This is a genomic window from Deinococcus cellulosilyticus NBRC 106333 = KACC 11606, assembly GCF_007990775.1.
Classification (GTDB): Bacteria; Deinococcota; Deinococci; order Deinococcales; family Deinococcaceae; genus Deinococcus_C; species Deinococcus_C cellulosilyticus.
In genome coordinates this window covers 24000-40105 of sequence record NZ_BJXB01000018.1, presented here as the reverse complement: position 1 = coordinate 40105, position 16106 = coordinate 24000, and the positions used below count along the sequence as shown (strand labels likewise).

Here is a 16106-nt window from a genome sequence, read left to right as displayed (position 1 = left end):
TCTCCTCCTTCAGATCTGTTCTTTGAGGATTTTCACAATGTCCTGCACACTCAGGACACCAATTTCAACCATTTCATCGAAGGTGGCCTTGTTGATGGGGTCTTTTTCCGTGCCCCCCTGCACCTCAATGAGTTGACCGCTTCCCGTGGCAATGATGTTCAGGTCGGCCTCGGCTTTCACGTCTTCCTGGTAATCCAGATCCACCCGGATTTCCCCATCCACCATGCCCACACTGATGGCCCCGATCTCATGGGTGAGCGCCCAGTCGGTGATCTTTCCAGAGTTGAACAGGCGCTCGGTGAGGTCATGCAGGGCCACATACCCCCCAATGATGGAAGCCACCCGTGTGCCGCCGTCTGCCTGAATCACATCGGCATCAATGATGATGGTCTGGTCCCGGAAGTAGCTGAGGTCCACACAGGCCCGGAACGCCCGGCCCATCAGGCGCTGGATTTCCTGGGTGCGTCCGCCGTTGGCCACGCGCTCCCTGGAGATGCGCTCGTGGGTGGCCCGGGGCAGCAGGTTGTATTCGGCCATCAACCAGCCCTGCTTGGTGCCTTTGACGTGAAAGGGCACTTTCTTTTCCAGTGTTGCTGTGACCAGCACTTTGGTGTGGCCCATTTCGATGAGTGCGCTCCCCTCGGCGTAACGGTTCACTTTGCGGGAGACTTTCAGGGGACGCAATTCCAGCGTGCCACGGGTGGTTCTAGGCATGTTCTTCCTTTCGGTAGACCGCGTGTTTCACGGTCAGGTGTTCACCCCACAGGGTCTGGACCACAGGGGCAACTTCTTCGGGATCTCCGGTGGTGTAGATCTCGATGTGTCCGCTGGCATGTGCAGCCAGCAGGTGTTTTTCGGTGAGGACCCGGCGGGTCTGCTTTGCCACGGCAAACCCCGAATCCAGCAGGTTCAGGTGTGGATACAGGCTGAAAAGCGCATCTCTCAGAAACAGGTAATGGGTGCAGCCGAGCACCAGATGGTCCATGCCTGCGTCCATGAGGGGGTCCAGCGTCTGCCTGAGCACCTGCCGTGTGACCGGGGTGTTCAGTTGTGCAGCTTCCACCAGAGGCACCAGCTGGGGATGGGTGGCTTTCAGCACCCTGACCCCTCTGGGCACAGCAAACTGTTCAATCACATCCTGCAGCAGCCTGCCCCTGAGGGTCCCCTCGGTGGCCAGCACACCCACCGTGTTGCTGGTGGTGCTCTCCACAGCAGGTTTCACTGCAGGGACCAGACCGACCACAGGAAAATCTGGACCCGCATCTTCACGCATCACCTGCAAAGCAGCCGCAGACGCCGTGTTGCAGGGGACCACCAGGGCTTTTGCGCCCTGCTCCTGCAGAAAATGCATGGCTTCCAGAGAAAGCCTCTGGATTTCAGCATCTGACTTCTGTCCATACGGGCAGTTGGCTGTGTCTGCCAGATAGATGAAGTGCTCCTCTGGCAGGAGTTTCACCAGTTCCTTCAGGACCGACAGGCCACCCAGGCCTGAATCAAAAACCCCCACAGCCGCCTGTGCAGGGTGCTGGATTGCGTTTTGCTTTCGGGGCTCGCTCGACGTCACCCCAAGATTGTACAGCATGGGGGCGGTCTGGCCTGCAGACGTTCCTGGCAATGTGGGGCGAGCCAGCGGCCCGCCCCTACAAGTCTTCCTGCCCCGTGCTGGTCCCTTCCTCTTCCAGAGGTTCTTCAAACCAGTTCGGACCCCTGGCCTGTTCTTTCAGAACCACAATCTCCGAGAGGGTGTGAAAGGGCCTGTGGGTCTGCTCGAACATGGCTTCCTGGGGGCAACTGGGAATGCAGGCCCCACAGCCTGTACAGGAAGACACGTCCAGCATGATGCGGAAGTCCCCCTCAGGGGTGATTTCGCGCTTGATGGCCTCGGTGGGGCATACATTCATGCACACGGGGCAGAAATTGCACTCGTCATTGACGGCTGGCGTGACCCAGAAGACCTCTGTTTCCGGGGCAGGGCTGGGTTTCATGGCTTTCTTGCGCCAGATCCAGTCGGAAGGAATGCGTTCTTTTGGGTCAGACCAGTCAATGAAAGGCAGGGGTTGCTCGGGAATCAGGTCTGCAACCACCTGTTTTGCGGTTCCCATCAGGCTTCCCATGATGCCCCTTCTGCTGACGATGGCCCCTTTGTTTTCCTTCGAGGTGTTCTGTCCCTGCTGGAGGGTCAGCTTCAGGGGTCTTCCGGTGGCCTCGCGGTACTGGTCGGCCATGTCCACCACGTCCATCAGGTGCCTGAGCACATCTGGTCCGCCCACAGGACAACTTGCACAGTCTCCGTGCAACAGGGTGACTTCCTTGTCCCAGGCACCTGCGGCAACCAGTGACGCCGGTGTGACCCGGGCCAGACATTTTAACGTCGGATGGGGGGTGCTCAGCTGTGAGCAGGCCAGGGTCGCCTCACGCCCTTGCTGTTTGTGAATGGCATGCATGGTGCTTTCGATGTCAAATTCAAGGGCTCCAGAGGGGCACACCTGGGTGCACAGGCCACACCCGGTGCAGTTGACCTCGCTGATGGTGACGGTGTTTCCCGAGAGGTCAATGGCGTTGTGCGGACAGACATCCTGGCACTTTGAACAGCCACCCACGGCGTAACGTGTCAGCAGGCAGCGTTCAGAGGTGAATCGGGGCGTGGGGTTGGTGAGTTTCAGGAAGGTGTTGAACAGCCCGCCAAGCATATGTTCCCAGCATACTATGCAGACATGAAGCCAAAGGTGACCCAGGACAGGGGTCTGGAGACTTCAGCTGTCAGCAAAAAGACAGCAGGTTCAGCATTTATTCCAGCCCATAGATTTCCAGAAACCGCTTGACCCTGGCCTCCAGTGTGGGGAGTGGGGCCACCTCTCCACAGATCCAGTCTGGCTGGTAGTTGCGGCACACCTCAGGCCTGTTTTCATAGATGGTGCAGAGGCAACTGTGTTGCAGGTTGAGGCAGCGAACACCCAGCGGTTTTTGCAGGGTGCTGATGTCTGGAGCGGTGCAGCAGGCCCCACAGGCGGTGCAATCCCTGAGCCAGGAAGATCTGGGAGGGTATTCGTCTGGGGCCTCAAACCGGTTCATAACAACTGCTTTAATTCTCGCAGATCGGTCATGACTGTTTTCGCACCTGCCTGCAACAGTTGTGCTGCATGACCTTCTGTGCAGTGGCTCCCTCCTGCATACCCCAGCACCTGCATGCCTGCAGCACACCCTGCGAGGACCCCCGGTGTGCTGTCCTCAATGACCAGGCAGACCTCTGGAGACACACCCAGCTGTCTGGCGGCATGCAGAAAAATGTCCGGCGCAGGCTTGCCTTTCCCAGTGTCCTGTGCACTGTAGACATGACCAGAAAAAAAAGAGGCCAGATCAGTGAGTTCGAGTTCCAGGTTCAGGCTCATCATGCTGGCATTGGAGGCCACAGCATGTTTCAGATGCCGGAGTTCCGACAGGACCTCATGCACCCCGGAACTTGCTTGAAGGTGTTCCCTGAAGAGGGCATAAATGCGGCTGCGCACCTCGGCATGGGTTTCTGCTGGAAGGCCTAGATGCTCCAGCACCTGATGGCTGCTGTGACCCACAAAACGCTGGACAAACGCTGGAACACCCACATCATGCCCCCGGGACTGCAGAACATCCACCCAGCCTTGCTGGCACAGAAGTTCACTGTCCACCAGCACCCCATCACAGTCCCACAAGATGGCCTGAACCATCACAGCTGTTTTTCCATGCAGACCGATTCGGGATCATGGATGTAATGGGCATAGCTGGGGATTGGCCTGTAGCCTGCACGTTCATAGAGACGGATGGCTTCAGGCTGCCGGGTCCCTGTTTCCAGACGGATCACGGTAAAGCCTTCAGAGCGTGCGAAGGCTTCCAGCCCCTGAAGCACTTGCTGTGCGATGCGCTTTCCCCTGTGGTCCGGGCGGGTGTACATGCGTTTGATTTCTGCAATGTGGGTTGTTTCCTCGTAAGGATAAGGACGGATTCCCCCACATCCAGCGGGTTCTCCATCTGAGAAAGCGATCAGAAACTGGTGTCTGGGGGCGAGGAATTCATCCATCATCATGCCACCACTGCCATCATCGTGAGGGTAACGGAGCTGCAAGTCGGCAACAAGCTCAGCAATCAGGGCAGTGGCTTCTGCTCCTGTAGGATTTGCTGCCCGAAGGGTCAGCACGTTCTGTTGTTCCATCAGACGATCAGGCGCTCAAGGCAGAGGATCATGGGGTCATCCACAAAAGGGCCATATTTGGGCACACGGTTGTACCCGTGCTCCTCAAAGAAGAACTGGGCTTCCGGATGGTTGAGGTCCAGTTCGACCCGCATCATCACGTATCCCCTTCTGGCTGCAGTGGTTTCGGCTTCCTTCAGCAGAGCGGCTGCCACCTGCCTCCAGCGGTACTCAGGATTGATCATCAGCATGCGCATCTGGGCAATCACATCTGTCTCTTCGAATGGGAATTTCCGGTAGCCCACGCAGCCCACCGCATGGCCCTCCACATAAGCCAGGAAAAAATCCGAGCCTGCTTTCAGAAAGGCATACAGGCTGCCCGTTCCCAGACTTTCCATGTAAGTGTATGCAGCATTTTTCTCGGGACCCAGCTGGTGCAGCAGGTCCTCTGCAGAAATGGACAGCGGGTCCGCAGACCGCACAGCCACGGTCACCATGTCAGGCCTTCGCCGGGTCTGGGCCATTCGGGTTCCATCATGCGGCGAAGCAGGACCACCTGGCCCCAGTGGTAGGCATTGTGCACCATGAAGGACTCCAGGCGAGCCCCCACCGTCTCATTGCTTTTGAGCACGCGGTCCGACTCCTCGAGGGCGTACCTTTTCAGCTGCTCCAGGTTGGAAAGGGTGCTGGTTTTCAGCAGTTCCCACTGGTCTTTTTCGACCGAAGGCCAGCTTTCAATGGCATGTTCCACAGGGCGGGCCCCCACACCACTGAGGGCGTCCAGGATGTGGTTCTGCCAGAAGTCAATGTGGGCAACCACTTCAGCAGCACTGTAGGGTGCTCCCAGAGGACGCTGGCAGGCCACCTCGGCTGTCAGGTTGTCAAGGATCTTTTCTGGATTGACAAAGGATTCTCCACCAAAAAAATAATCGGCCAGAAGTTGAGGGGTGGCCCCTCGCAACAGGTCACTCATAGGTCCTCCACAATCAGGTCATGCCAGGGATGGTTCGGCGGAAGCTGCTGCAACAACCAGGTTTTCTGGGATGCACTCAGGATGGGAAACATGCGCCTTGCATCTTCCGCATCTTTGGTTCTTTCTCCCGCTGTGCCTCCGCTCTTATACAGTAACACCACCTCAGGGGCCAGATACCGGATTCCGTGTGGTCCAGTGCAGATGGCGGCTTTGCGGGTCAGCGCAGGGTTGCGACGGTAAACCCAGTGCTCCAGATCCCCTTCATTAAAGAGCAGGTCCATGGACGGATGGTCCATGTGGGTGGCGTGCACCTGGTGGTCTCCCTCGGGAAGTTCTTCTCCTTCAAGCCAGCGAAAATACTCCCCTTTGTGGATGCGGGAAAGCACCCAGCCCTGGTTGTGCAGGAACCGCTGGAGTCCGAGTTGCTCTTTGCGATACACCATCACATCAATGTCTTCGTGGTGCCGCTGCCCTTTGCCTGTGGCCAGGTCCAGCGCCCATCCTCCTGCAATGGCCCACTGGAAGGGGGTCTGCTGCAGCACCTGCTGAATCTGGCGCACAGGCCCGAAGTGGGATTCCCATTCGATGGCTTCGGCCAGCAATTCATGAATGATCGGGCTTTTGGAGCTGGTGTAAGAAGGGCGGTCATTGGGGAACCGGGCCGCCAGGTCCAGTTTCACCTGCTCATAGCGGCGGGCAGGCTCGGGAAAGGAACGCAGGTAATCCCGGAAAAGCAGGTGTTCCCACCAGAAACCATGGTCGTGACCCAGCTGAACCACATGCACGTGGTGGGTGCGGGGATCGCGCTTGAAGAAGAAACGTCCGGGAATGCCTGCCTCTCCCATGTAGTCGTAGCCCAGTTTTTCAAAGGCCTCGATGGCTTCCTGAGACAGGGGTTGGGTGAGCCCCACCATGATGTCAATCACGTCTTTGGCAGCGATGTTCTTGATGGACGTCGATCCGATGTGCTCAATCAGCAGTGGCCCCGTCACAGGAAAAAGGGCCTCCAGCAGCAACTTGCGTTCATGCTGGTAAGCCCTGGTCCAGAACGGATTGTGTGCCACCAGTTCAATCTCAGGCATGCTCGGTTTATAGCACACCCGGTGAGCAAAAAGCTGCCAGTTGGTCACGTTAAGGGAAATGGCTTAGTTGATCCTGAAGCGTCCACTCGGAGCATGGTGATGTGCCTTGATGAAAGAAAGCCTGTGAAAGGAAACCTTTTCTGCACTGGAGATTGCAAGTGTCAAAAACCCGGAGTCGATTTAATTTTCTTGATTCGATAAAAGCTGTGCCACGATTCTGTCATTTTTTTCTCATTTCTTTAAGTTTACCCGGCAAAATGCTACAGTACAGATGACTTCAAAGGAGTGTGCGAAGTTACTCCCCATCCGCCAATAGGATGGGGTTTTCTGTTCCAGCCACGGTCCATCAGGCCCCATCAAAAAACCCACCCGAAGGTGGGGAGCAGGGCATGCAAGTTGAAGAGAAGACGTTCGTTGCAGAAGAAGGTGGCTGCTCTTGACTTATTGTGCACAATTCCCTCTGACAGGATTCTGACCTGAGCAGATGTCTGGCGTCTCAGCTTCCTGTTGCAAAGAGGACCTGAAAAATCAGTCGGCAGAAACCTGCTGGCTGTTTTCCCGGCCTGAAAGATAGAAACGGGCCACCTCCAGCAACCTGCGGGTCTGGTGCTCGATGGCTTTCTTGCTGGCCTCGTCCACACCCTGTCCAGTGGCTGTCACACTGGTTCCATAAGGATTGCCGCCCGCCTGAAAAATGCTCTGGTCGGTGTACCCCGGAGGCACCAGAATGGCTCCCCAGTGCATCAGACTGATGTACATGTTCTGCAGGGTGGTTTCCTGACCTCCATTGGGGTTTTGTGCACTGGTCATCACACTGACCAGTTTGTTTGCCAGTTTGCCTGTTGCCCAGAGAGGACCCGTGCTGTCCATGAAAGCCCGGGTCTGGCTTGCAGCACCCCCGTAACGGGTGGGGGTGCTGAAGAGGTAAGCATCTGCCCACTCCAGATCTGCCAGCGTCACCTCAGGGATGTTCTGGGTTCTCTCGGTGAGGGCCTTCCACTCGGGTTTGCTGTTGACGGCCTCCTGGGGTGCCGTCTCGCGGATTTTCAGCAGGCGCACCTCTGCACCTGCTTGACGGGCAGCCTGGACTGCAGCCTGTGCCATTTCGTAATTGGTACCGGTGGAACTGTAATAAATCACTGCCAGTTTGATTTTGCTCATGGGTCTGAACCTCCAGAGTCCATGTTATGAAGCTCCTGCTCTGGAGACAGAAAGATCTTTTACATCCGCTCTGTAGGACAACTAGAGCATCTTCACAGAAAATCCGTAACCCGTTTCATAAAGGTGCTCATTGTTCTCACTGAAAGTGCTGAACAAATGTCACCAGGCAGCTTCAAAGGCAAAAACAAACCCTTTTTATGATTTCAGATTTAGACTGAACAACAATACCATTCACCTGTTGCAGCAGTGCACATGTGGCCCGCTGAGAAATTGAGAAAGCTGAGCTCTGGTGGGTGAAAACCATGAGGTCCCTTTCTGGACTTTTTGTGAACTGCTGCATTTCTAGACAGCAGGCATCTCCTGACGGCATTTCTTAAGATCTTCCCCAATACACATCAGACCTGAATTCACGGATAATGGAAGTCCAGCAGCAGGTTCTGTCTTAAAAATGCAGACTCAGCTTCGTCAACACTGGCACAGCATGGGAGGTGGAGGTGGCAGAGAGGACAACCCTGAAATCGCAGCAACTCCAGTGGCTGCAGCACCTGATCCGCACCTTCCGCCTGCAGACATCACTTCCAGCCCATGCAGAGCAGTTGTCCCTCAAACAACTGCTTCCTCAACTGTTTGCGGAAGACGCACGGGCTTTTGTGTTGCTGGACGCCCATGGTCGCATTGAAACCTGCAACCCGGTCTTTCAGGCCAGACAACCTGCAGGGAACAAATTCTGGTTGCGCGCGAACCTGCAGGGCTTCAACTGGACCTGTCATGTGTTTTCCGAGATTCCACACCTGACTTTGCAGGTGGGTGAACCTTTAAAATCAGCAGTCAGCGAAACCCGCATCCGGCAATACCTCTCAGCCATGACGGATGTGATTCTGGTGATGGACCGTGAAGGCAGACACCTCGAAATTGCCCCCACAGAGCCTACCCTGTTTTACCGTCCCTCACAGGAAATGCTGGGCAAAACCATGCATGATCTGTTCCCGAAGGTCTTTGCGGACCGTTTCGTGTCCCGCATTCATGACGCCCTGCAAGGGGAACAGGAGGTGGAACTGGAGTATCCCCTCACCCTGCAAGACCATGAGGTGTGGTTTGGAGCCCGCTTCATTCCGCTTTCCAGAGAGACCATTTTGCTGATCTCCCGCGACATCACCGAAAAGAAGAAGGCGGAAATCGCCCTGAGGGAAAGCGAGCGCCGCTTCCAGTTCGCTGCAGACCATGCACCTGTCCTGATCTGGATGAGTGGCCTGGATGGAACAGCCACCTTCTTCAACCAGCGCTGGCTGGAGTTCACAGGTCGCAGCCCACTTCAGGAGGCCAGCAATGGCTGGATGGAAGGCATCCATCCGGAAGACCTCTCCCACTGCCTCACCACCTTCCAGCAGAATTTTGAACTGCACAGGCCCTTCGAGATGGAGTTCAGGCTCCGAAGGTTTGATGGGGAGCACCGCTGGATCGTGAACCGTGGAACCCCCAGGTACACTCCTGAAGGTGAATTCAAAGGGTTCATCGGGGCCTGCATTGACATCCATGACCGCAAACTTGCAGAGGCCGCCTTGCAGCTCAGCGAACAGCGACTGAGGGTGCTTTCTGAGTCCCAGAAGCGCTTTGTGGCCGATGCCGCCCACGAACTCAGGACCCCCCTCACCAGCATCCAGGGCAACCTCGACATCCTGACCCGCTTTCCTGATCTTTCGGAAGAAGAGAAAAAGGAAATCACTCAGGATGTCCAGAAAGAGGCAATTCGACTGGGACGTCTGGTCCAGGACATGCTGCAACTTGCCAAAGGGGATGCTGGAACCCCCCTGCGTGAAGTGGTGTTTGACCTCGAACCTGTGGTCTCTGGGGCTTGCAAGGAAATTCAGCGGCTTTATCCCCGTCACCAGTTCCACGTGCACGCACAGACGCTCCCTCTGAACGTCTCTGGAGATCCTGATCGCCTCAGGCAACTGGTGGTGATTCTGCTGGAAAATGCAGCGAAGTACACCCCCAGAAAAGGACAGATTTCTGTGGATTTGCAAATCCACGCCGACACCCTGCTGCTGAAGGTCAGGGACAATGGAATTGGCATTGCACCCCAGGATCTGGAGCGGGTTTTTGAGCGGTTTTTCCGGGCTGATCCCAGCCGCTTCCGGGGTGAGGACCCGGGAGGGACCGGACTGGGACTGTCCATCGCCCAGTGGATTGTGCGGGAACACCGGGGAAAAATCTGGCTGGAATCCGAACTCGGTGAGGGCACCACTGTTCATGTGGAACTTCCCAGAGCACTTCCAGATGGGGCATGAAATGGTCTCTGTCTGCTGACATTGCAGGGCTGGACACAGAAAAATTGTGCCCACTTGCATAGAAAATAAAGGAAAAACCAAACTTTGGTAAAGAAAATCATTCTCATTTATCATGTTGAAACGCTGCCCAGCCGCTACTTTGAATGCATGAAAAAGCACATTCTGGCCGCCTCGGTCCTGCTCCTCTCTGTTGCCCTTGCCAAACCCCAGATCAGTCCCCAGCGCATCATTGTGAATCCTGTGCCCACCGATCTTTATGTGAACGTGTGGCTGGACAAAGGCGGCAACACCCCCTCTTATTACCCAGGTGAAAACATCCACATCTACACCCGCGTGAATCAGGACGCTTATGTGTACCTGTTCAACATCGATGCAGACGGTCAGATCGACATGATCCTGCCCAACCGTTATGACAATGGGGACAATTTTGTGCCTGCCAACACCACCAAAGTCTTCCCGGACAGAAATGACCCTTTTGAATACGAGATTGCTGCCCCTTACGGCCTCAACAAGGTGCTGGCGGTGGCCAGCAAAGAGCCCCTGGACCTGCGCAACCTGGCCCGTTTCCGGGACGAGGACGATTACTTTGCCACCATCACCATCCGGGGGGACATGAATTTTGCCCGCAAACTGTCCATCATCATTCAGCCCCTCCCCCAGAAGAACTGGGTTTCTGATACTGCTCGTTACAACGTGCGTTACTGAAGTGCGTGAACATGAGGAGGCCTGAGGGCCTCTTTTTTGGCTTCTGCACAGGCAGTTGTCCTTGACATCCGGGCAAATGTATGACGTTTTTACGCAGTCTAACGAAAAAAACGTCATGAAAAGTTTTATACTGTGTTTCATGACTGCTTCTCTTGTCCAGTGGGACCACCTCTTCGCTGACCGTGCCAGACGCATCACCTCCTCGACCATCCGTGAGCTTCTGAAACTCACCCAGAAACCTGACATCATCTCCTTCGCTGGCGGTCTGCCTGCCCCTGAACTCTTTCCTGTGCAGGAGGTGGCTGCTGCCACCCAGAAAGTCCTGAATGAGCAAGGTGCACAGGCCCTGCAGTACAGCACCACCGAAGGCCACGCCCCTTTGCGCCAGTGGATTGCTGCCCAGCATGGCAACGTTGATGCAGACAACATTCTGCTGGTGAGCGGCTCCCAGCAAGGGCTGGACCTCCTGGGCAAGATCCTGATCAACCCGGGTGACCTGATCGGCGTGGAGACCCCCACCTACCTCGGTGCCCTGCAGGCCTTCAGCCCTTATGAGCCCGAGTACGTCAGCATTCCCACCGACGAGGAGGGCATCAACACCGAGGCCCTCGAAGAGCTTTTGAAGCAGAAGAAACTCAAATTCATCTACGCCATCCCCAACTTCCAGAACCCCACCGGACGCACCATGTCCCTGGAGCGCCGCAAGAAACTGGTGGAAATCACTGGCCGTTATGGCGTGCTGCTGCTGGAAGATGACCCTTACGGCAAACTGCGCTTCCGGGGCGACTTCCCACCCAGCCTGTTCTCTCTGGGTCTGGAATACGCCGGGGGCGACGAGAGCCAGAACCATGTCATTTACATGAGCACCTTCTCCAAGACCCTCACCCCGGGTCTGCGTGTCGCCTGGGTGACGGCCAATCCCACCATCAACCGCAAACTGGTGCAGGCCAAGCAGGGTGCAGACCTGCACACCGCCACCCTCAACCAGATGATCGTGTTTGAACTGGTCCACGAGGTGCTGGGTCGCCAGACCGAACTGGTGCGCAAAGTCTACGGTGAGAGACGGCAGTTCATGATGGAAGCCCTGGGCAAATACCTGCCTGCAGAAGTGTCCCACACCGATCCCGAGGGGGGCATGTTCCTGTGGCTCACCCTCCCTGAGCACATGAAGTCCACCGAACTCCTGAAGCAGGCCGTGGATTACAAAGTGGCTTTTGTTCCGGGTCTCCCCTTCTTTGCCCTGGGAGGCGGCGAGAACACCCTGCGCCTGAGTTACTCCTGCGCCAATGCAGATCAAATTGACCGTGGAATCGGCGCTCTGGGCGAAGTCATCAGCAAGAATCTGTAAATCGCAAGTTTTTAGAGAGGACCTGTGGTCCTCTCTTTTTTGTTCTTCCAACTTATTCCTGACAGATCGAAAGCCCCTGAAACACAGGCTGAATCGCCAGTTGCTTCAGAAGCAAAGTGATCTGGAAAGCGTCCTGAGGCTCTTCCTGACCGAGCCACCACTGCAGCACACTGAGGATGCCTCCAGCCAGAAATTCTGCAGCCAGTTGAGGCTCAGCAGAATCCGGCACATCCTGCCTGATGCGGTTGAGGAAAAATCCTGCGATGTAGGCCCGGATGTGCTGTCCCACCTGCATGGCACTGGGGACCTCCAGGGCCGTTTTGAAAAGCAGTTTTTCCTGTGCAGCCAGTTCAAAAAGGGCCCTGAGCATGGGACTGGGCTCTTCGGGAAGGGCGGCACCACTGTTCGGGAAACGCTCCCTGAGGTCTTCAAGAGGCGCTTTCAGGCTCTGCCAGAGCAGGTCATGCTTGTCTTTGTAATGCAGGTAGAAGGTGGCCCTGCCCATGTTGGCCTCACGGGTGAGGTCCTGCACGGAAATTCCCTCATAACCCTGTTTTTCGATGAGCTGAACCAGGGTGCATTTCAGCAGGTCGCGGGTGCGCTGGATGCGGCGGTCTTCGGTCTTCTCTGCGGTCTTCATGGTGCCCACTGCTCTGCATTGTACCCGAGTTGGCCCTGCAGAACTTGACGTTTTCAGACACACGAAACATAATAGACATATGTCTAGTATCTTACTTGTGTCTGGTTTTTCACCATGAAGGTCTGGGGCCTGAATTCTGCCAACAGCCAGCTGAAAAAAAGCTGGTTCTCCTCTCCCCGTGAAGGCTTCTCACGGCTGATGCAAGTGATGCAGGACCAGGAGTGGAGTGAATCCATCCCAATGCTGAGCTGGGCCATTGAGCACCCCAGAGAGGGCATCATTCTGGTGGATGCAGGTGAACATCCCCGGGCCCTGGAGCAGAAAAATTACCCTGCCCTCAACCGCATGCTGAATCGCAACATGGTCCGGTTCCCCGAACCCTTCCAGCCTGCCCTTGATCAACAACTCAAAGCAAAGGGCATTCATGCATCAGACGTCAGTCACATCATCATCACCCACCTGCATCAGGACCATGTGGGGTATTTGAGCCTATTTCCAAAAGCCAGAGTGCTTGTGTCCAGAGCAGAATTCGAAGCCACCGAGAAGCCTTTCGCCCACATGAAAGGGTACTGGCCTTCCCTGTTCCCTGAAAGCTTCAAGCCTGATCTGGTGGATTTTAAGGATGGAACATTTCACAACTTTGAAAGCAGCAAAATGCTGTTCGATGACCTCTGGGTGGTGCCCACGCCTGGCCACTCTCCGGGGCACCAGTCGGTCATTGTGAAAAGCCAGGGCAGGTATCTGGTTCTTGCCGGAGATGTGACCCCCAGCATGAAGTATTTTGAACTGGACACTGTGGACATGGTTTCCGCTGTGGGTGGCCCTCAGCAGGCAAGACAGAGCAAACAGAAGATGGTCCAGTTCACAAAGGAACAGCATGCCCTGTATCTGCCCTCCCACTGTTCCACATCCCTGCCCCGTCTGGAGGCATTCTACCAGCAAAAAACCCTCGCCTGAGCGAGGGTCTTGTTTTTCGAATTGGATTTACCAGGCGTTCTGGAACAAAAAGCCCAGAAACTGGGGGTAGAACTCTCTGGGCACCTCAATCCAGGGGAAGTGACCGCAGTTGTCCTGCAGCACAAACTTGCCTCCGGTTTTCTCTGCAATGCTCTTGCCCACCTCGTAAGGCAGGGGATCAAGCAGGCCGTGGGCCACATACACAGGAATGCTGCTCAGTTCGCCCAGACGGTCGGTGATGTTGAAGCCACTGTCGACGAGACCCTGGGTGTACACCTCTGCCGTCTTCTGGTTGAAGAAGGACTTCTGGGGCACCATCTCCACGATCTTGTTGGCGGTTCTGCGGTCAAAGACCACACGGTACAGCAGGGTGGTGAGGCCCTCGGTGAAATCCCCATTTCCGGCCTTCCAGTCTGCCAGGATCTCTTTGTCCAGACGGTTCAGGCGGGAATCGGCGACCCGGTTGAACTCTTCGAGGTAACCGGTGTCGGTGCCGGCAGGGTCCAGCAGGGCAATGGATTTCACAAAGTGGGGGTACTTCAGGGCGTAGGCCAGAGCGATCTGGGCGCCACTGGAGTGGGCCACAAAAGAGAATTTGTCCCAGCCGTACTGCTTGCGGATGTTCTCCACATCTTCCACATGAGCATCCAGCGAGAGGTTCTCAGGGGTTTCCTCTACAGTGTTGGTTCCGGTTCCACGCAGGTCGGGGAGAACGGCCTGGTATTGAAGTTCCAGTTCCCTGGCAAGTGGCTCCATGTAATCGGCTGAAAACCCCGGGCCACCCGAGAGCAGCAGCACCGGACTGCCTGCGCCATAGACTCTGATTTTGGGTTGTGCCTTGGGAGTTTCTTGTCCATCGTCCACTACCATCACGTCATCATTCATGAAAGGAAACCTCCTCAGCTCCTTGTGGGTGTGTTGCTTCTCGAAAGCTTCCTCAGCATATCGTATTTTTCTGACAGAAGTACCACAGGAAGGACTTCAACCGGGCCAGGGTCACAACAGGCAACCGTTGGGTCTCCTTTTTCTTCAGTGAACAACACACCTTTTTCAGGATGGCAGAAAGAGAGGCTTCAGCTCTGCCTGAAGTCTCGCTATTTTCACATTGAACAGGGACAGACATCCTGGTTGTCTGCGTTCCTCAGGAAGGAACGGACAAGTGACCTAGGCAAGTTCGGGCAAAACAGGGTTTAATAAAGACAAATGTACAACCCAGAACTAGAGGCTTTGATCGCGGAACTCGAAAAACGCAGGCAGAAAGTCGAACTCGGCGGTGGAAAGGAACGCCAGCAGAAACAACACCAGCAGGGCAAACTGACCGCCAGGGAACGCATTGAGGAACTGCTCGATGCAGGCTCATTCATGGAGCTCTCCACTTTTGCAGAGCACGTGGGTGGCATCCTGATGCGGGAAATTGAAGCCCCCGGTGAAGGGGTGGTGACCGGTGTGGGCACCATCCACGGCAGACGGGTCTATGTGTTCAGTCAGGACTTCACGGTGCTCGGCGGATCACTGGGCAAACGCAACGCCCAGAAAATCACCAAGATCATGGACCTGGCCGCCAAAACCGGATGTCCGGTGATCGGGCTCAATGATTCCGCAGGTGCCCGCATTCAGGAAGGGGTGGACTCTTTAAGCGGTTATGGCGAGATCTTCTACCGCAACGCCATTTATTCAGGCTGTGTCCCCCAGATCAGCGCCATTCTGGGACCCTGTGCAGGTGGAGCGGTGTATTCCCCGGCCATGACCGACTTCGTGCTGATGACCGAGGGCAGCAGTTACATGTTCATCACCGGTCCAGAAGTGATCAAGAGCGTCACCCGCGAGCATGTTTCTTTTGAGGACCTCGGGGGCGCGGAAGTGCACATGAAAAAATCTGGGGTGGCCCACCTGTCCGGCAAAAACGACAAGGACACCCTCGGAATGATCAAGACGCTTCTGGAGTACCTGCCCCAGAATGCAAAAGAGAAACCCCCTTTCAAGGCCACAAAAGACCCCAGCAACCGGGGCACTGAAAAACTCACTGAAATCATCGATCCCAGTCCCAAAAAACCCTACAGCATGGTTGAAGTGATCCGGGAGATTGTGGATGACCACTTCTTCTTTGAGGTGCAGCCTGACTTTGCCCGCAACATCCTCACTGGATTTGCCCACCTTGGAGGTCAGCCTGTGGGCATCGTGGCGAACAATCCCAAATTCATGGCGGGCACCCTCAACATTGACGCATCAGACAAGGCAGCACGCTTCATTCGCACCTGTGACTGCTTCAATGTGCCCATCCTGACCCTGGTGGATGTCACTGGCTTCCTTCCAGGTGTGCAGCAGGAACACGCAGGGATCATCCGACACGGGGCCAAGATGCTGTATGCCTACGCAGAAGCCTCTGTGCCCAAAATCACCCTGATCACCCGCAAGGCCTACGGTGGCGCGTACCTCGCCATGAACTCCCGCGACATGGGGGCCGATCTGGTTTTTGCCCTTCCCACCGCAGCTGTGGCCGTGATGGGCGCAGAAGGGGCCGCGAACATCGTGTACCGCAAGGACATCCAGCAGAGCCCCAACCCTGAAGCCACCCGGGCCGAGAAAATCAAGACCTATAAAGAGGCCTTTGACAACCCTTATGTCGCCGCTGCACGGGGTTACATCGACGATGTGATCATGATGGAAGACACCCGCCGGGTACTCATTGAAGGTTTCACCATGCTGGCCAACAAAGAAGAAAGCAGACCTTTCAAAAAGCACGGGAACATCCCACTGTAACTTCCTGCTACAAATGAAGCCCAGAACATT

17 protein-coding genes are annotated in these 16106 nt (G+C 55.8%); 5 read left to right on the top strand and 12 right to left on the bottom strand.

Features of this window, described 5'->3' with window-relative positions; translation table 11 throughout:
* Nucleotides 1–9: 9 nt before the first annotated feature.
* The 10 genes from rph to wrbA form a co-directional block, all read right to left on the bottom strand.
* The gene (gene rph, locus DC3_RS18570; RefSeq protein WP_146886969.1) at nucleotides 10–714 is read right to left on the bottom strand and encodes a ribonuclease PH; all 705 of its coding nucleotides are present in this window, start codon (nucleotides 712–714) and stop codon (nucleotides 10–12) included.
* A complete protein-coding gene (gene murI, locus DC3_RS18565) occupies nucleotides 707–1564 on the bottom strand; it encodes a glutamate racemase (protein WP_246130735.1) in 858 nt (285 codons plus the stop codon). The genes rph and murI overlap by 8 nt, the downstream gene beginning before the upstream one ends.
* 76 nt (nucleotides 1565–1640) lie before the next feature.
* On the bottom strand, nucleotides 1641–2690 hold the full coding sequence (locus DC3_RS18560; protein WP_146886966.1) for a 4Fe-4S binding protein: 1050 nt from the start codon (nucleotides 2688–2690) through the stop codon (nucleotides 1641–1643).
* A gap of 97 nt (nucleotides 2691–2787) precedes the next feature.
* Nucleotides 2788–3072: a YkgJ family cysteine cluster protein gene (locus DC3_RS18555; RefSeq protein WP_146886964.1), complete on the bottom strand. Its 285-nt coding sequence runs from the start codon at nucleotides 3070–3072 to the stop codon at nucleotides 2788–2790.
* Entirely contained in the window at nucleotides 3069–3701 is a 633-nt protein-coding gene (locus DC3_RS18550; RefSeq protein ID WP_146886962.1) for an HAD family hydrolase, read from the bottom strand. Before DC3_RS18550 ends, DC3_RS18555 begins: the two co-directional genes overlap by 4 nt.
* Nucleotides 3701–4183, bottom strand: a complete 483-nt coding sequence (locus DC3_RS18545; RefSeq protein WP_146886960.1) for a GNAT family N-acetyltransferase — start codon at nucleotides 4181–4183, stop codon at nucleotides 3701–3703. Before DC3_RS18545 ends, DC3_RS18550 begins: the two co-directional genes overlap by 1 nt.
* The gene (locus DC3_RS18540) at nucleotides 4183–4659 is read right to left on the bottom strand and encodes a GNAT family N-acetyltransferase (RefSeq protein ID WP_186816114.1); all 477 of its coding nucleotides are present in this window, start codon (nucleotides 4657–4659) and stop codon (nucleotides 4183–4185) included. Before DC3_RS18540 ends, DC3_RS18545 begins: the two co-directional genes overlap by 1 nt.
* Nucleotides 4653–5135 (bottom strand): DinB family protein, encoded by a 483-nt coding sequence (locus DC3_RS18535; protein ID WP_146886956.1) that lies wholly within the window; start codon nucleotides 5133–5135, stop codon nucleotides 4653–4655. The genes DC3_RS18540 and DC3_RS18535 overlap by 7 nt, the downstream gene beginning before the upstream one ends.
* Nucleotides 5132–6217: a GrpB family protein gene (locus DC3_RS18530; protein ID WP_146886954.1), complete on the bottom strand. Its 1086-nt coding sequence runs from the start codon at nucleotides 6215–6217 to the stop codon at nucleotides 5132–5134. Before DC3_RS18530 ends, DC3_RS18535 begins: the two co-directional genes overlap by 4 nt.
* 528 nt (nucleotides 6218–6745) lie before the next feature.
* The gene (gene wrbA / locus DC3_RS18525; protein ID WP_146886952.1) at nucleotides 6746–7378 is read right to left on the bottom strand and encodes an NAD(P)H:quinone oxidoreductase; all 633 of its coding nucleotides are present in this window, start codon (nucleotides 7376–7378) and stop codon (nucleotides 6746–6748) included.
* A 494-nt stretch (nucleotides 7379–7872) separates the two neighbouring features.
* On the opposite strand from wrbA, the gene DC3_RS18520 reads away from it, so the two are divergent.
* From DC3_RS18520 to DC3_RS18510, 3 genes are all read left to right on the top strand, one after another.
* Complete coding sequence (locus DC3_RS18520) at nucleotides 7873–9666, top strand: PAS domain-containing sensor histidine kinase (RefSeq protein WP_146886950.1); 1794 nt, start codon at nucleotides 7873–7875, stop codon at nucleotides 9664–9666.
* A 147-nt stretch (nucleotides 9667–9813) separates the two neighbouring features.
* A complete protein-coding gene (locus tag DC3_RS18515; protein ID WP_246130734.1) occupies nucleotides 9814–10371 on the top strand; it encodes a DUF4384 domain-containing protein in 558 nt (185 codons plus the stop codon).
* Between the two features lie 139 nt (nucleotides 10372–10510).
* Nucleotides 10511–11719, top strand: a complete 1209-nt coding sequence (locus tag DC3_RS18510) for an aminotransferase-like domain-containing protein (protein ID WP_146886948.1) — start codon at nucleotides 10511–10513, stop codon at nucleotides 11717–11719.
* 52 nt (nucleotides 11720–11771) lie between these two features.
* Here DC3_RS18510 and DC3_RS18505 read toward each other — a convergent pair whose 3' ends face one another.
* Complete coding sequence (locus DC3_RS18505; RefSeq protein WP_246130740.1) at nucleotides 11772–12359, bottom strand: TetR/AcrR family transcriptional regulator; 588 nt, start codon at nucleotides 12357–12359, stop codon at nucleotides 11772–11774.
* A gap of 114 nt (nucleotides 12360–12473) precedes the next feature.
* Between DC3_RS18505 and DC3_RS18500 the strand changes: the two genes are divergently transcribed.
* Nucleotides 12474–13316 carry an N-acyl homoserine lactonase family protein gene (locus DC3_RS18500; protein ID WP_146886944.1) on the top strand — a complete coding sequence of 281 codons (843 nt, stop codon included), beginning with the start codon at nucleotides 12474–12476 and terminating at the stop codon, nucleotides 13314–13316.
* Between the two features lie 27 nt (nucleotides 13317–13343).
* Here DC3_RS18500 and DC3_RS18495 read toward each other — a convergent pair whose 3' ends face one another.
* A complete protein-coding gene (locus tag DC3_RS18495; RefSeq protein WP_146886942.1) occupies nucleotides 13344–14201 on the bottom strand; it encodes an alpha/beta fold hydrolase in 858 nt (285 codons plus the stop codon).
* Nucleotides 14202–14519: 318 nt separating this feature from the next.
* On the opposite strand from DC3_RS18495, the gene DC3_RS18490 reads away from it, so the two are divergent.
* Complete coding sequence (locus DC3_RS18490) at nucleotides 14520–16076, top strand: acyl-CoA carboxylase subunit beta (RefSeq protein WP_146886940.1); 1557 nt, start codon at nucleotides 14520–14522, stop codon at nucleotides 16074–16076.
* The last annotated feature ends 30 nt before the right edge of the window (nucleotides 16077–16106 follow it).

What these genes read in the sequence shown, in the direction of transcription:
- rph (WP_146886969.1), bottom strand. Translation starts at nt 714, where the DNA reads ATGCCTAGAACCACCCGTGGCACGCTGGAATTGCGTCCCCTGAAAGTC.
- DC3_RS18560 (WP_146886966.1), bottom strand. Translation starts at nt 2,690, where the DNA reads ATGCTTGGCGGGCTGTTCAACACCTTCCTGAAACTCACCAACCCCACG.
- DC3_RS18555 (WP_146886964.1), bottom strand. Translation starts at nt 3,072, where the DNA reads ATGAACCGGTTTGAGGCCCCAGACGAATACCCTCCCAGATCTTCCTGG.
- DC3_RS18550 (WP_146886962.1), bottom strand. Translation starts at nt 3,701, where the DNA reads ATGGTTCAGGCCATCTTGTGGGACTGTGATGGGGTGCTGGTGGACAGT.
- DC3_RS18545 (WP_146886960.1), bottom strand. Translation starts at nt 4,183, where the DNA reads ATGGAACAACAGAACGTGCTGACCCTTCGGGCAGCAAATCCTACAGGA.
- DC3_RS18540 (WP_186816114.1), bottom strand. Translation starts at nt 4,659, where the DNA reads ATGGTGACCGTGGCTGTGCGGTCTGCGGACCCGCTGTCCATTTCTGCA.
- DC3_RS18535 (WP_146886956.1), bottom strand. Translation starts at nt 5,135, where the DNA reads ATGAGTGACCTGTTGCGAGGGGCCACCCCTCAACTTCTGGCCGATTAT.
- DC3_RS18530 (WP_146886954.1), bottom strand. Translation starts at nt 6,217, where the DNA reads ATGCCTGAGATTGAACTGGTGGCACACAATCCGTTCTGGACCAGGGCT.
- wrbA (WP_146886952.1), bottom strand. Translation starts at nt 7,378, where the DNA reads ATGAGCAAAATCAAACTGGCAGTGATTTATTACAGTTCCACCGGTACC.
- DC3_RS18515 (WP_246130734.1), top strand. Translation starts at nt 9,814, where the DNA reads ATGAAAAAGCACATTCTGGCCGCCTCGGTCCTGCTCCTCTCTGTTGCC.
- DC3_RS18510 (WP_146886948.1), top strand. Translation starts at nt 10,511, where the DNA reads ATGACTGCTTCTCTTGTCCAGTGGGACCACCTCTTCGCTGACCGTGCC.
- DC3_RS18505 (WP_246130740.1), bottom strand. Translation starts at nt 12,359, where the DNA reads ATGAAGACCGCAGAGAAGACCGAAGACCGCCGCATCCAGCGCACCCGC.
- DC3_RS18500 (WP_146886944.1), top strand. Translation starts at nt 12,474, where the DNA reads ATGAAGGTCTGGGGCCTGAATTCTGCCAACAGCCAGCTGAAAAAAAGC.
- DC3_RS18495 (WP_146886942.1), bottom strand. Translation starts at nt 14,201, where the DNA reads ATGAATGATGACGTGATGGTAGTGGACGATGGACAAGAAACTCCCAAG.
- DC3_RS18490 (WP_146886940.1), top strand. Translation starts at nt 14,520, where the DNA reads ATGTACAACCCAGAACTAGAGGCTTTGATCGCGGAACTCGAAAAACGC.